Source organism: Rheinheimera sp. A13L, from assembly GCF_000217935.1.
Lineage (GTDB): Bacteria > Pseudomonadota > Gammaproteobacteria > Enterobacterales > Alteromonadaceae > Pararheinheimera.
In genome coordinates, this window is the sequence record NZ_AFHI01000045.1 from 41204 (window position 1) to 55680 (window position 14477).

At 43.7% G+C, this 14477-nt stretch carries 10 protein-coding genes, 1 tRNA gene and 1 pseudogene; 3 read left to right on the forward strand and 9 right to left on the reverse strand.

The window, feature by feature from the left end; all coding sequences use genetic code 11:
• Window positions 1–8 precede the first annotated feature (8 nt).
• Window positions 9–662 carry a beta-phosphoglucomutase gene (pgmB, locus tag RHEIN_RS16500; RefSeq protein WP_008900121.1) on the reverse strand — a complete coding sequence of 218 codons (654 nt, stop codon included), beginning with the start codon at window positions 660–662 and terminating at the stop codon, window positions 9–11.
• Complete coding sequence (locus tag RHEIN_RS16505) at window positions 659–3028, reverse strand: glycoside hydrolase family 65 protein (protein WP_008900122.1); 2370 nt, start codon at window positions 3026–3028, stop codon at window positions 659–661. The genes pgmB and RHEIN_RS16505 overlap by 4 nt, the downstream gene beginning before the upstream one ends.
• A 131-nt stretch (window positions 3029–3159) precedes the next feature.
• Between RHEIN_RS16505 and RHEIN_RS16510 the strand changes: the two genes are divergently transcribed.
• From RHEIN_RS16510 to RHEIN_RS16520, 3 genes are all read left to right on the forward strand, one after another.
• Window positions 3160–4374 carry an MFS transporter gene (locus RHEIN_RS16510; RefSeq protein ID WP_008900123.1) on the forward strand — a complete coding sequence of 405 codons (1215 nt, stop codon included), beginning with the start codon at window positions 3160–3162 and terminating at the stop codon, window positions 4372–4374.
• A 105-nt stretch (window positions 4375–4479) separates the two neighbouring features.
• Window positions 4480–5418 (forward strand): ZIP family metal transporter, encoded by a 939-nt coding sequence (locus RHEIN_RS16515; protein WP_008900124.1) that lies wholly within the window; start codon window positions 4480–4482, stop codon window positions 5416–5418.
• A gap of 96 nt (window positions 5419–5514) precedes the next feature.
• Window positions 5515–5591, forward strand: a tRNA-Arg gene (locus RHEIN_RS16520).
• A gap of 421 nt (window positions 5592–6012) precedes the next feature.
• Here the strand turns inward: RHEIN_RS16520 and RHEIN_RS21475 are convergent.
• From RHEIN_RS21475 to dapE, 7 genes and pseudogenes are all read right to left on the reverse strand, one after another.
• Window positions 6013–6150, reverse strand: a pseudogene (locus RHEIN_RS21475) (IS256 family transposase); the annotation flags it as partial.
• 317 nt (window positions 6151–6467) lie between these two features.
• Window positions 6468–7877, reverse strand: a complete 1410-nt coding sequence (locus tag RHEIN_RS16530; protein ID WP_008900125.1) for an amino acid kinase family protein — start codon at window positions 7875–7877, stop codon at window positions 6468–6470.
• Between the two features lie 318 nt (window positions 7878–8195).
• Window positions 8196–8633: a GNAT family N-acetyltransferase gene (locus RHEIN_RS16535; RefSeq protein ID WP_008900126.1), complete on the reverse strand. Its 438-nt coding sequence runs from the start codon at window positions 8631–8633 to the stop codon at window positions 8196–8198.
• 139 nt (window positions 8634–8772) lie between these two features.
• Window positions 8773–9630, reverse strand: a complete 858-nt coding sequence (locus tag RHEIN_RS16540) for a cupin-like domain-containing protein (protein ID WP_008900127.1) — start codon at window positions 9628–9630, stop codon at window positions 8773–8775.
• Between the two features lie 24 nt (window positions 9631–9654).
• Window positions 9655–10443 carry a phytanoyl-CoA dioxygenase family protein gene (locus RHEIN_RS16545; protein ID WP_008900128.1) on the reverse strand — a complete coding sequence of 263 codons (789 nt, stop codon included), beginning with the start codon at window positions 10441–10443 and terminating at the stop codon, window positions 9655–9657.
• Window positions 10444–10600: 157 nt separating this feature from the next.
• Entirely contained in the window at window positions 10601–12859 is a 2259-nt protein-coding gene (locus RHEIN_RS16550) for a DUF5916 domain-containing protein (RefSeq protein WP_008900129.1), read from the reverse strand.
• A complete protein-coding gene (gene dapE / locus RHEIN_RS16555; protein ID WP_008900130.1) occupies window positions 12849–14051 on the reverse strand; it encodes a succinyl-diaminopimelate desuccinylase in 1203 nt (400 codons plus the stop codon). The genes RHEIN_RS16550 and dapE overlap by 11 nt, the downstream gene beginning before the upstream one ends.
• Between the last annotated feature and the right edge of the window lie 426 nt (window positions 14052–14477).

Consider the following 14477-nt stretch of genomic DNA (forward strand, 5'->3'; position numbering starts at 1 on the left):
GCCGGTTTTCACATCGTCAGCAGCCTGGTCAGCAAGCGCTGATCAATAGCGGAAACAGCAGGGATCACTAAGTCGGCCTGAGCCAAAGCTCTGGTTTCGCCTATGCCCAAAGCGTACATACCAGCAGCTTTAATAGCTGTCACACCTGCAGGTGCATCCTCCACCCCAATACAACGCTCTGGCACAATGCCTAAAGCTTTGGCACAGGTTAAAAAGATCTCCGGATCGGGTTTGCCGTTCTGAATAAAATTCGAGTCGGCAACATAATCAAATAAATCCGGAATACCCAGTTTTTGCAGCACTAAAGCGGCATTTTTACTGGCCGAAGCCAAAGCTGTTTTAATACCAACGGCTTTTAAACTGCTAAAAAGGGGTAATACTCCGGGAAATAAATCAGCAGGCGACATGCTTTCCACTAGCTTTAAATAGTCGGTATTTTTTTGCGCCGCCAGTTTAAGCTTTTCATCCTGACTAAGCTGAACTTTGCCCAGCTTCAGAATCAGCTCCAGCGACCCCATACGATCCACGCCCTTTAGCAACTCATTGTCTTCACGGCTGAAGTCGATGCCGAGTTGGGTCGCCAGTTGTTGCCAGGCTAAAAAGTGGTATTCAGCAGTGTCGGTCAGCACACCATCCAAATCAAAAATAAAGGCCTGGATCATAACTGAACACCTGCTAAATCTGCTGATAATACAAAGTGCTGGCTTTGGCCTGCAGTTAAACTAAAAGACTCAGCCTGATGCTGCAAAGTTAAATCGACGCCGCTTAGCAACTGATAACTCACCTGCGTTTGACTGACCTGCACCTGCAACACCCGGCCCCGGTAATTAAGCTTAAATTTCAGCTCTGGCCAGGCGGCTGGCAACTTAGGTTCAAAATACAAGCCTTCAGGGCGGCTGCGCATACCGGCAAAACCACAAACCACAGACAACCAGCTGCCAGCCATACAGGCAATATGCACACCGTATTCGGTATTGTGATGGTAGTTATCCAAATCCATCCGGGCTGTATTGGCAAAAAACTGATAAGCCTTTTCCGTTTGACCAGTTTCAGCAAAAGCTACTGAATGAATACAGCTGCTTAAGCTGGAATCATGAGTGGTTAAAGGCTCGTAATAGGCCAGATTGCGTGCTTTTAAATCACGAGGGAATTGCTGGTCGAGTAAATACATCGCCAACACTAAATCGGCTTGTTTTAACACCTGATGGCGGTAAATCACCAGCGGGTGGAAGTGTAGCAACAGCGGGTATTTATCTGCCGGTGTGGACGCAAAGTCCCATGGTTTTTTGTGTAAAAAGCTGTCGTCCTGAGCACTGATTTGCAGCTTATCGTCATAAGGTAAATACATCAGTTCTGCAGCTTGTTGCCACTGCTGTATTTCCTCTGGCGTTACACCCAGCCTCCCACAAAAACTCTGATAAAACTCAGGGTTTTGTATCGCAAGTGTTGCCAACACCTCCGCAGTAAAACTTAAATGCAGCTGCGCCATAGCGTTGGTGTAAAAGTTGTTATTCACCAAAGCCGTGTATTCATCAGGCCCTGTTACCAGGTGAATTTCAAAGCGACCACTTTGCTTACTGAAAAAGCCCAGTTGCAGCCATAAACGCACAGTTTCCACCAGCATTTCAGCACCGGCTTGTTGCATAAAAGCCCAGTCGTCTGTCGCTAATACATAGCTTCGAATGGCATAAGCTATAGCGGCGTTAATATGATACTGAGCTGTGCCTGCCGGGAAATAGGCAGAACATTCATCACCGCCTATAGTGCGCCATGGATACAAAGCACCTTTGTCATGCGACATTTGTCGTGCTCTGTGTTTGGCTTGATCCAGCTGACTAAAGCGCTGCAATAACAACTGACGGGCAGTGTCTGGCTGACAAAAACTTAAAGTGGGGATCACATAAATTTCGGTATCCCAAAAATAATGACCATCGTAACCAGGCCCGGTTAATCCTTTAGCGCCTATATTGCTGACGCCATTACGCCCAGCCGACTGTACCAGACTAAATAAATTAAAACGTAAACCTTGCTGCAAGGCCGGGTCGTCACTGATTTGAATATCCGACTGCAACCAAAAATCTGCCAAATACTGCTGTTGCTCAGCTGCAAGTACGGCAAAACCATCTGCGGCTGCTTGCTGTAAAAGGTTTTGCGCTGCAGGCAAAGGAGTTTCAGCTTGTTTAGAGGCCACCTGATAACTGATGTATTTGCAGAAGGTAACTGCCTGGCCCTGCTGTAACGTCAGTTCAAAGAGTTGGGCTAACAGATTGGCTTCCACTTGCTGTTCGATAAACAGCACATCATCCGTAAACTGATGCTGAATAGCTGACAGCAGCTGAAAATCAGCGCCATGCACCTGATGCAGCAAATAACTGCTGTCAGATTGATCTTTAATACCCTGCTGTGCCATTGGCTTCAGGCTGGTTTCCAGCGCCATATCCCCCACTCGCGGATCGTCTGGTTTAAATACCGATTTGTACTGACCATTCAGACAAGACTTTAACAACACAGCACCAGAGAAATTGAGCGCTGTGATGGTCCATTCAATCGCAATCAGTTCAGGGCGCTGAAAACTAACTAAACGGCGACTTTGCAATTTCAGTTGCTTGCCAGAAGCGCTGGTAAATAACTGCTCGCGACTTAAGATACCAGTGCGTAAATCTAAGCAACGCATACCCGGTTGCTCTGCCGACACCGCCAGCCATTCACCGTCCAGCGACAATTGCAGGCTTTTGCCATCTGGCACCTGCAGCATTTTGTCGTTGTTTTTGGCAAAACCATAAGCCGACTCGCCATAAACTATAGGTTCAGAACTGTAGACACCGTTTAAGTAACTGCCTTCACAGCTGGCACCCTCACTGCAGCCTTCTTCGTAAGTGCCACGGCTGCCAATAAAACCATTAGCCAGACTGAATAAGGTTTCCTTTAACATCAACTGTTGTGGATCAAACTGCTGATCGAGAAGCTGCCACTCATCAATTTCAAGGGCATGCTTTAGCGTTTTGCTGGTTACTGCGGATATAGTCACGGTTCTACCTTTGATCGTATGAATGGGCTGTTATTTCTAATAATACAAGTATTGCAATCGATTGCAATAGCTGTATTATGATTTTCAGACAGGGTAAAAAATCAACAAAAAAAATTAAAACAGGTGCATCTATGCATAACATCCGCATCAAAGCAGCCTTGCTGCTGATCTATTTTATTTTCGCTATGCTGCTCAACAGCGTGGGCATAGTGATACTGCAAGTGATCCAGAATTTTCAGGTCAGTAAAGAAGCCGCCAGCGTGCTGGAAGGTTTTAAAGATCTGCCCATTGCCATAGTGTCTTTTCTGGTGGCTTCGGCTTTGCCCAAACTGGGTTACAAAAAAGCACTGCAACTTGCCTTGGTGCTGATAGCCGGCGCTTCGGTGCTGATGCCTTTATTCCCTGCTTTTGACACCAGTAAGTTATTGTTTTTCTGTGTAGGTGTGGCTTTTGCGCTGACCAAAGTGTCGGTATACGCCACCTTAGGTTTAATCACCAAAAGCAAAGCCGAACACGCTTCAGTGCTGAACTTTATTGAAGGCTTTTTTATGCTGGGTGTATTGACGGCCTATTGGTTTTTCGCCGCCTTTATGACAGAAGGTTCAGGCCACGGCTGGCTGGATGTGTACTGGTATCTGGCCGGATTAAGCCTGCTGGCGTTGTTATTAGTCAGCTCTACCGAGTTCCCGGCTGTGGAGCTGGACCCACAAAGCACAGGTTTAAAAGACTTTATCGCCATGCTGAAATTAACAGCCAAACCTTTGGTATTTGTGTTCGTGATTTCAGCCTTCTTATATGTGTTGATTGAACAAGGCATTGGCAGCTGGTTGCCTACTTTTAACAACGAGGTGCTGCATTTACCCAGCCAGCTGAGTGTGCAAATCACCAGTATTTTTGCCGCTTCTTTGGCTGCCGGGCGTTTATCTGCCGGTTTTATCTTACGTTTTATTCCCTGGCACATCCTCTGCAACATCTGCTTGCTGGCGATGGCCGCTTTAGTATTGTTAACTTTGCCTTTAACCCACGAAATTCAGCCTGATCCAAAGGTTACTATCTGGACTGCGCCTTTGGCTGCTTACCTGCTGCCTTTGATTGGCTTTTTTATGGCGCCTATTTACCCCATGTTAAATTCGGCGATTTTAACCAGCCTGCCGCAGCAACAACATGCCGCTATGACAGGGCTGATCGTAGTCTTCTCTGCTTTAGGTGGCACTACGGGTTCTATAGTCACAGGCCATAGTTTTGCTGCTTTAGGTGGCCAAACCGCCTTTTACCTGACTTTGCTGCCTTTAGTTTTATTGATCTTAAGCAGCAATGGCTTTCATAAGCTAAAACCTGCGGCATAAAAAGCCGCAGTTCGGTCTGTTTCGCTATTGCAGTTGGCCTCTGTACTTGTTCTACTGACAACAATACATTGGCCAAGGGACCCACAAGGACCATAAGGAACTGTTATGTCGGATCAGGTTCAACCGTTGTCAGCACACCCAGCCTGGTACTTTGAACTTAAACAACATGCCAGCGAACACAAACTGGCCGCTGTGGGTTTAGCTTTAGGTTTATTAGCCGTATTGGTGCTGCTGGCTCAGAGCATAGTGCACTTGTCCAACTCCCCTTCATCCGACAACTTACAAATGGCCTTACTGGGCGGCACAGCAGGTTTTGTTGCCACCACTTTAGGTGCTTTACCCGCTTTGTTTTTACGCAGTTTGCCGCAGGCAATGGAAGACAGCTTATTAGGTATAGCAGCAGGCATGATGCTGGCGGCCAGTGCTTTTTCCTTGTTATTACCCGGTATTGAAGCAGGAACAGAGCTATTCCAAAGCGACACCTTAGGCGCTTTAGTGGTGGTTTTTGGCATGTCGTTAGGCGTATTGCTGATGCTGGGACTTGACGCTTTTACGCCACACGAACACGACAAAACAGGCCCTTGTGGCCCGGGTTTTCAGGCTTGCGACCGGATCTGGTTATTTGTCTTCGCCATAGCCCTGCACAACTTGCCCGAAGGTATGGCGGTAGGTGTTAGTTTTGCCAATGGTGATCTATCGGTGGGTATACCACTGGCCACCGCCATAGCGCTGCAGGATATTCCCGAAGGCTTAGCTGTGGCTTTATCCTTGCGCGCCGCAGGTTTTAAACCGGGTTTTGCCGTTTTTGTTGCAGCAGCCAGCGGCATTTTAGAACCTATAGGAGCTTTAATAGGCGTAGGTTTATCCAGCGGTTTTGCCATCGCTTACCCTATAGGTTTGGGTTTAGCTGCAGGCGCAATGATTTTTGTCGTGTCACACGAAGTGATCCCCGAAACCCACCGCAACGGCCATCAAACAGCTGCCACTTTAGGCTTAATGGTGGGCTTTGCAGTGATGATGGTGTTAGATACAACCCTAGGCTGATTGGTTAAATTTTATGCCGTTAAACCACAGTATCGGATTTAGGCCAAATGCTGGCTGGACAATAACCACAAAGCCCCATAAAATGGCCGCCGTTGCGCACCCGTAGCTCAGCTGGATAGAGCGTCGCCCTCCGGAGGCGAAGGTCCCGCGTTCGAATCGCGGCGGGTGCACCACAAAACATCAAAACCACCTTTTCAGGTGGTTTTTGTGTTTTGGCACCCAGCCCGATTTGAACGCGCCGTTCGACAGGGTGAGGTACATGGATGTACCGAGTCACAAAAACGTCTGGAACGTTTTTGGACAGCTTTAGCTGGTCTGCGAAGCAGGCGAACTCCAGAGATGGGCGTGAGCCCCCTGTTTGGTACTAACCCATTCTTAAATGGACGTTAGAAGTAGAAAGTTGTGTTATTAAAGCCTGTTTGTATTTCGTTGGCATGCCACCAACTGCTTTGTTTGATCCTTTATTTTTGTAAAACCAGAGCAACTCTGGCGCTAGCTCTTGTACTTCGGCAATACTGCTGAATACGACGCCTGCCGAACTGTTGGGTTACACAGCTCCGCGTAGGCATTCTGCTGTGGATTACCATCCCGTGCAAGCTCAACCTGCGTCGTTGCTTCGGTCAGTTGTTTAATCGGCGGCGTCAGTATACCCACTTTACCCCTCAGGCCTTTACCATCACACAATGCCTGAATAGCAGCTTGTATAGCGAATGCCGGATGGTCATCTCTCATCTCTTTTTAACGTAGCTTAATGAAATGACAACGAATTTCGGACACCACCTAATTTTCTAATTAAGCACTAAGTAACCTGAACCCGTGATAAACAGCGCCGCTGAACGAGCATCTTTTCGGGCCTCTCTGCGTTGCTTTGCCTAACCATAGCTCGCTATGGCGTACCACAAAGCGCCTTTATAGGTGCAAAAATCTGCGCATTCAGTCAGGAAATAGCTTTTTCATTACCCACACCTGTCTTATTGATTAAATTCAATAAGACCAGATAATTCGACGCTCATTATCCCAAGTTCAAGTTAAGTACCTCGCTCCATTCTCTACCTTTTCATGTTGAAATTTTCTAATATACCTGACAGCAACAGTTGGTGCAGTTCGCTAAGTTCAGCTGTTGTTAGCCTGGATGGAAATAGCCAAAGCGAGATATTGTCATCATTAAAACTATACAGCGGCCGCTGGCAATTTAACCAATCACGTACTTGCTGGGACAGTTCGCGATAATGCCCTATTACTGGTTTAACCCAAGCTACACTGTAAAATTGCTCTGACGCCACAGTTGAACTTACATTTTGAGAGTTCAAAAAATGCAACAAGGCTCCTAAATTTTTTTCTGATACGATCCATTGCTCGCCGTTGGTGCCTGGTACTGCGTAAACTATAAACTGTAAAGCACTTGCTACTTGCTCAGCTCTAATTCGATTACCAGGTAGTACAGTTACAAGCTTGACTTCGTCCAAATCAGTAACAAACTGTACTTCCGGCGAGTATTGACGACAGATACTAGAACCTGTTTTTTCAGGTTCAAAGCTCGAACGAACCACTAGTTCAACAGAACGTCCTTGTAAAGGAATGAATGTCTTCGGGTGCAGCACAGGATTACCTAGCTCGGCAAGTCGAACAGCTAATTCCCATGGTACTTGTCTATAAGCTCGTGCTGATGGAACTTTGCGTGGATCGGCACTAAAAATAGCTTCGACATCGGTCCAAATTTGTACAATGCTGGCGTCCAGCAGTCGGCCGACAATCGTAGCTGAGAAATCACTACCGTTACGACCCAAATTGATGCTATTACCAAATTGATCCCGTGCAATAAAGCCAGTAATAATCTGAAAACCATTACTTATTAATGGCTTAAGCAGCTCCTCTGATCGCCGCCAATTGACTTGCGCATCTTCACCTACTTGCACGTTTAGATACAAAAAATCCCTTGCATCAATTGCTTTTGATTTAAACCCACGATCATGTAATAAATTTGCAAGCAAATGACAGGAGAGTAATTCTCCAATAGCCAACACTTCGTTGCTCATCTGTGCTTTAATTTTGAATGGAACTTCCGACATCCATAGATTCAACTTATTGGTTAATTTTTCCGCGCTGGCTGGCTGCAACGTTTGATTAACCAACGAAGATAAATTCCAAGAGAGCTCTCGCAAATTCCGCTCAAAAATTATGGGGTCATTAACGCTATCAATCAGCTCAAGTAAAAAATCGGTTACATCCCCAGGAGCCGATACTACTACAATTGATGAGGTCTCTTTCTGACGCACTAACGTATCAGCGACAGCATGAAGACGTTCCGAAGTGGCGAGGCTGCTGCCTCCAAACTTATGAACTACAATATTTTTTTGCCGTTTGTCGGAAATTGACTTCTCATTATTAAGTAGACAAATTTCATCAGCAGCATAATCATTTATATTGATTTCCTGTAAGTCTTGAATGCTCTCTATCACAGATTTTTCCCTTCAAATAACAGAATTCAGTTTCAAAATACCAATCCATTTGAGTTTCTCGAGCTGACTATCACCAACAAACGTTGCAAGAACATGTTCAATCAACTGTTTTCTGAAATCAGCGTTTTCGGCCCTACGGGTGTGTAGTTTTATCCGTTAAGTTTCTTCAAACTTGGATAACTACTTGCGGGGCTCAAAATTATTATTTGAAAGCGTGCTCTGAATCAGTAAGACAACGGCTCTAAAGATGCTGAAATCCAGCCAGCTTATCCACGTATTTTGAAGACACGTTTTACAATGACACATACTATCGGTTGCTCAGACTTTCAACACTGCTAACATATCATCACCATCTTCGTCCATACCTTCTTCAACAAAGCCGAGCTTCTGATAAAACTTGCTTATTTGAACATTTTCTGTGTCATAACAGACCTCAATCTCTGAAACTGTAGAAATTTGTTTTATCTCCTCTATCGCCAACATAATAGCTTGTTTACCATACCCCTTTTGTTGCTGAGTATAATGAATCATCAACCTCCAAATAGAGACTCTTGTATCCGTTTCGGGTACCCACATAATAAATCCGACTAGTTCGTCATCATTATATATTGCTCTCGTTTGGTAGTGCGGATTGAAACTTGCTTCGACTATCGACCAAGTATTATCAGCTACAAATTCTTTTTGTTCCTCTAACACTTCTAAGTCACAAACATCTTCGTAATTACTGTGCGTCACAGCTCGTAACGTTATTGTCAATTTAGTGCTCCTCCAACTATTCCAGACTTAAAAAACCCATTATTTACTAACTTATTTATAAATCACAAATCACTCGCATTTAGTATTTTTGTATAACTATTCACGGGAAAAAAGTAACAAAACTCCTACTCAATGTTTATCATTCATTTTCTTGTTTCTGCGAAAATAGTTCAGGTAAAAAAGTCTGAATAAAAACCTTTTGTTCATCACTAAGGTCTTCGCTATTTTGCATAGATCTTCTCACGTAGTTTAAATTCGAATGATTAACAAAATTCTCTGTTATCGAAATACCTGCCTCAAGATTCCGGACTTGGTGCCAGTGTGTACAAGGTGTAAAGATGATATCTCCAGGATACTGAAAACAGTGGTATCCTATGGCGTCTCTGAACTTGGGGTGTAGATCATAGTCCGGTATAAAACTGTCAACTTCGCCATCGTAGACATGCGCGGTATACTCAGGCCCAAAAAATACCCATTCCTTTTTACCTGATATTACTGCATTCCACGCATGGGTCGAACAAATATCTAAATGCATAGAAGAGCCACTATTCTTCGGCCCCATGTAGATCCAGCGCAATAATAATAATTTGGCGTCAGAATGTAAGATGTCATCGGGGATGCGTCTTTTTATCAGACAATCGAAAGATTCCGATACTTGATAATCATTCACTAATTGTTTAAACGCCAAAGAAAACTGCCAGGCGGTTGCGTAATAGGGATCTGATTCTTCACAATTGACGATGTAATCCACATATTCGGCAATCGACATGTATCGGTAGTCATGTCGATTCTTAGTACGAAAAACCTGCAAACGAAAATGACCCAAATTTTTTCTGAAGTATTCCCATGTCCACTTACTAATAGCCTCCCATGAAGAGGCACCTCCTTTTATGATAAAGGGTTCCATATTGCCTATGCATTGAAGTACTCTATCGATACTCGGATTACTTAACTCAAGACATGGCTTGAATGATTTAAATCTACTTTTTTCTACCATTGTTCTTTACTCAGTTTAAATTTTTTAAAACCCTTCACAAGTTGCTGTCAGTGGGCTGTTATCTGATGCGCAAAGAAACTCAGGTCTTGAATTTCCCGGGGAAATGGTAGGAGCATTTGAAACCGCATTATAGGTAATGAGTAGGAGCGGCCTGTCTTTGGGTGATAGATTTCCGGAGGAGCTATGCACCAAAAGCGGGTCAAAAAGTATTAAGTCCCCAGCGCTACCTGTTATAAACTTAACGTCTTTTTCGTAAAGTAACGTCTCAATTGTACTTCCATTTACCTGATAGCTTAGCTGAGACGAAATATCAGATTCCCAAGCTGTATGCTCAACCATTTTTTCACACAAGTCACCCAACTTATGGCTACCTGGGATAAAACACAACGGACCATGCAACATACTGACATCATGTAACATAATACCAATGTTGAGTAATTGAGGGCGCTCTATACCGTCCCCCTTTTGCCAAAACACAAAATCCTGATGCCAGGGCCATGCCTGCCCCTTCAATGCTTTCTTAACATTAATTTTAAACTGGTGAACATAACACTGCTCCCCAATATAAGATTCAGCCAAACTCAACAATTTCTCGTTAGCACAAAGACTTAGAAAGAATCCATCGTATAAGTGTAACCCGTGCAGTGCACGCAATGTCTCACCATCGTCCTCCATTGCAACGCCATCATGTCTTTCCGATATATATTTCTCTAGTCTGTCATTGATTTTATCGACGTATTCACCAGATAGAAAATTGGTTAGAACAATGAATCCTTGCTCCCTAATTTCATTAACTATTTCGAGTTTTTCCATTTTGATCCTCAATCGCAAAATTTTGGCCAGACAATAATAGCCACTTGGTTCTAACTTAAAAAATCGGATGACATATCCAAACAGGCTAAAAGACTTTAAAGACGCCTCATTGTAGCCACGGCTTACAACTGCTAATGTGGCTTTGAGAAGCCATTTGTCAAAAAGCGTATCTGACTTTTAGAGTAACTAAATCTTCTTTGACCCCCCTAAAAGAGTAATCAAATAAGTTGCCAAAATTTGCTTTTGACAAATCATCAGTAAAAATACTTCCCTGACGCGAATAAACCACCATCACGTCCGAAAAAGGAGCAAAAAAGTAGCGATATTTCAACTGCATAGACAACTGGCTGTCTGCAAAATCCTCAGCACGACCTTGCGAAACTAATCCCTGTTCCGAGATATTAAACAACTCAAGACCTTTTGCCGACAAACCGTTCCACTGAAGTCGCATGTTTAATTCCTGATTCTGCGAAATCAACCATAAGAACTTTAAATCCAGCTCTCTAAAACTACGTTTGAACCTTTCTAATTGCCCTAGCCCATTACCTATTAACCAGTCATTACTCTCAAGTAAATTAGCGCTCAGCTCCATATTGACGCTGTCATTAAATGCATATCGAATGATAGGTTCGACAGCATGAGTCCAACCACTCAAACCCTCTTGATAGTAATTCCATACAAAAACAAACTGCGTATTACTGCCCGAAGGCGTTGCTATTTGTCCAACGATATCTTTTTGTGACGGTAAGTTAACGGAACCAAAACCGAAAGAAATAAGGTCGTCTACTCCAGACAACTTATAGTTCAGTTCAAACAGATATTCCCAGGCATCATAGTCTTTTAGCGTCCCCGCCACGTTTAGACTAGTTGCAAGCTGCTCACCATCAAAGTTCCGATTGAATGCAGTACCAGCCTCCAGATAAAGTTCATAAACATTGTCATTTAAGTCGTACAGAGTAGTATCAGCCGATAACTCCAGTTTCTTAGTGTTGTTCCTTTCAATGAAACCAGCATCATTCAAGTCAAGCTGTGCGTCAAACAACGTTAGTTGCGCCGAAATGTTGCTGCCTCGGTTGAGAGCATATTTCCCATCCAGATATAGTCCTGTCCCAGTACTCCAAAGTTGATCATCAATACGAGACCCCAGTAGCAAGACATCAAATACTCCTTCCTGCGACCACAAACTAAGATCGATAGCGACAGAGTATGCTTTGCGCTCAATCTCAGGGCGGTCGGTAACAGTAAGTAGACTCCCAACATAACCCTCCTGTAAATGGGCTTTACTTCGAGCAACGAAAAAGGTTTTACCTTGTGCCGCACCAACATCCTTTTCTGAAGCATACATTAACCCACTATCTACAGTAGTTCCTACAGACACAAATTTTCCGGCATATTCTAGTTTGGCTGGAACGCTAACAGCTCCATCTGTAGCAGCACCGATCCTACGAGTATTAACTAGAACAAACTTATTCTTGTTATCTTTTAAGTCAAAAAGACTATGATTTTCTGTGAAAAAAGTCCTGTTTTCCGGAAAAAAAACTTCTACGGGTGAAAAGTTTGCGACCAGTTCATCGGCATCGGCAGTTCCAAAGTCTGGCATAATTGTTGCCATAAATAACTTGTCTGTTGAAGGGCGATATAGCAGATCGCCTCCAAGATTATATTCCTGCTTTTGCCGTTGAGTGTCATATTGAAGCGTGAGCTGGGGAATAAAAGTAAAGTTAGGGGCAACATCTACCGCCTCGGACTGTATTGGATACAGTTCCCTTAAAAAATTACTTCTGCTCCAATGAGTATTAGGAAAGGAGTAATCAGAACCTTTTTTACTAATGACTCGATTGAACCAAATACCCATTTTTTTTGATTTATCCCCATCCTTGGAAATGTAAAGTGCGATATTCCAAGGTAAAAATATCTCGCTGTACCATGCCTGCTTATCTTCTGAAACAGCAAACTTCCAGTGACCTTCCCAATCGTCACTAAACTGATTGCCATTAACATAAATACCCTCACCAAAGCCGCCCCCCAATGCAACAGTAAACTCAAAAGCACTGGAGCCTTTCCCCTCAAAGTCCACTACAACTCTATTGAAATCAGAACGAACCAGTTGGTCCTGGCGATTATAGATTCGGGTACGTTCATCCCAATTTTGATGATTAACAAAACCAATGTAGAGACCTTTTTCATCAGTAAAAAATCTCGCCTGTGTTTTCTCATCGGCAGGCTCTCCGGTGTCGGGATCCGTAAAGACGAAATCGTCAATAATTTGGGCGGTCTGCCATTGGACTTCGTCCAACTTACCGTCAATTGTGATTTCTGCAGCCTGAATTACTACAAACGTATTTGTAAGTAGAAGGAAACAAAATAGTCGTAGCAATATGAACACTGCTGAAGGCCACAGCCGTTTAGTCTGCACGAGGTTCTTCCTCTAGTAAGCGTTGAAATAGTGCTTTATAGATTTCGGCTAATACGCAGATGTCCTTAGTAGTAACATGCTCATTTTCTTGGTGAATCGTTTTGTTAGGCAAACCCAACTCCACAATCTGAGGGCAAATATCCTTGAAAAACCGGCCATCAGAAGTGCCACCTGAAGTAGAGACTCTTGGAAAAAGCCCTAACTGTTGATGGATCACAGTTTCGACTTCTTTAATAAGAGAAAGACGGCCCTCAGAGCAGGATGATAAATAAGGATCGCAATTTCGATAGGAACTCAGGGTGAAGTCAGAAGTCACCTCTGAAACTATCTGGTTCACCATCTTAATCAGCTCTGTTTCCCGATACTGAGCAGAGTAACGAATATTGAAACTCAATGACACCTTGTCGGGGATAACGTTATCAGTCCACTTACCTGAATCAATGTGGGTGATTTGCAGTGATGTTCCGGGGAAATCGTCACTGCCACTGTCCCAGGTGATTGATTTTAGTTTCTCGATGACAGTTGAAGCAATATGAATAGCGTTTGTTCCCTGCGAAGGATAAGCTACATGAGCACTCCTGCCACATAGAGATACATCGAAACTCAATGCCCCTCGACGTCCAACTTTTAACATATCGCCTGTGTGGTTAATGGCGGTTGGCTCTCCAATCACACAATAGTCGAGTTTCACGCCTCGTTTAGACAGTAAATCAACGATAAGTTTTGAGCCATATTCCGCTTCACCTTCTTCGTCACTGGTGATTAAAAACCACAATCGACCATTGAATTGACCATACTCTTGCAGTAGCGCATGTGTTGCAGCCAATGCCGCTGCTACACCACCTTTCATGTCAGCAACCCCTCTACCATAAAGCTTATCGTCACTTCGGATGGCACGAAACGGCGGTCGTATCCACTTGGAGAGATTACCAGCAGGAACAACATCTATATGTCCACAAAATGCCACATTTGGACCATATCCAAGACCAATAGATGCAAGCAGGTTAGTAACGCCATTTTGCTGAAGTATCTCAACCTCAGCTCCCATTTGCTCCAACTTCTCCGCTAACCATTTAGCGCATCCTGCATCATCAGGAGTCACTGATTCGAATGCAACAAGCTCTTCAGTAAAAGACAGTGCATTATCAAATAATGTATTTGTGGCTGTTTTAAGTAATATCTGCGTGTTCATGCTGACTTATCCTGCACTCCATTGGGAATAGTGTTTGACTATGAATTAGCACTCAGACTTAATCTGATTCTGAGCGCTCTCCTTGGTTACAAAATTGCGCCCTATATAAATTGTTAAGATTTACTCGCTTTGAGTCCAAATCCCATGAGTACAATAAAATGTGGCTATACTCTGTGTTTCACTGTTATCAGATACTCGAATAAATGGCAGCACCGTGGATTACTGCATTAGCATAACCGCTACCCTTGATCAAAATTCTGCTAATTTACCAGTATTTATTTCCGGTTAAGACCAGCTACAAGTCTATAAAAAATGTAAATTCCAGAAAGAACACAACATATTAGGTATTTAAAATATTGCCCTCACGTGTGAGATCAATATTGATTGATCGATCCTACACAGTGCTCTATCAAACAGTCAATAAGA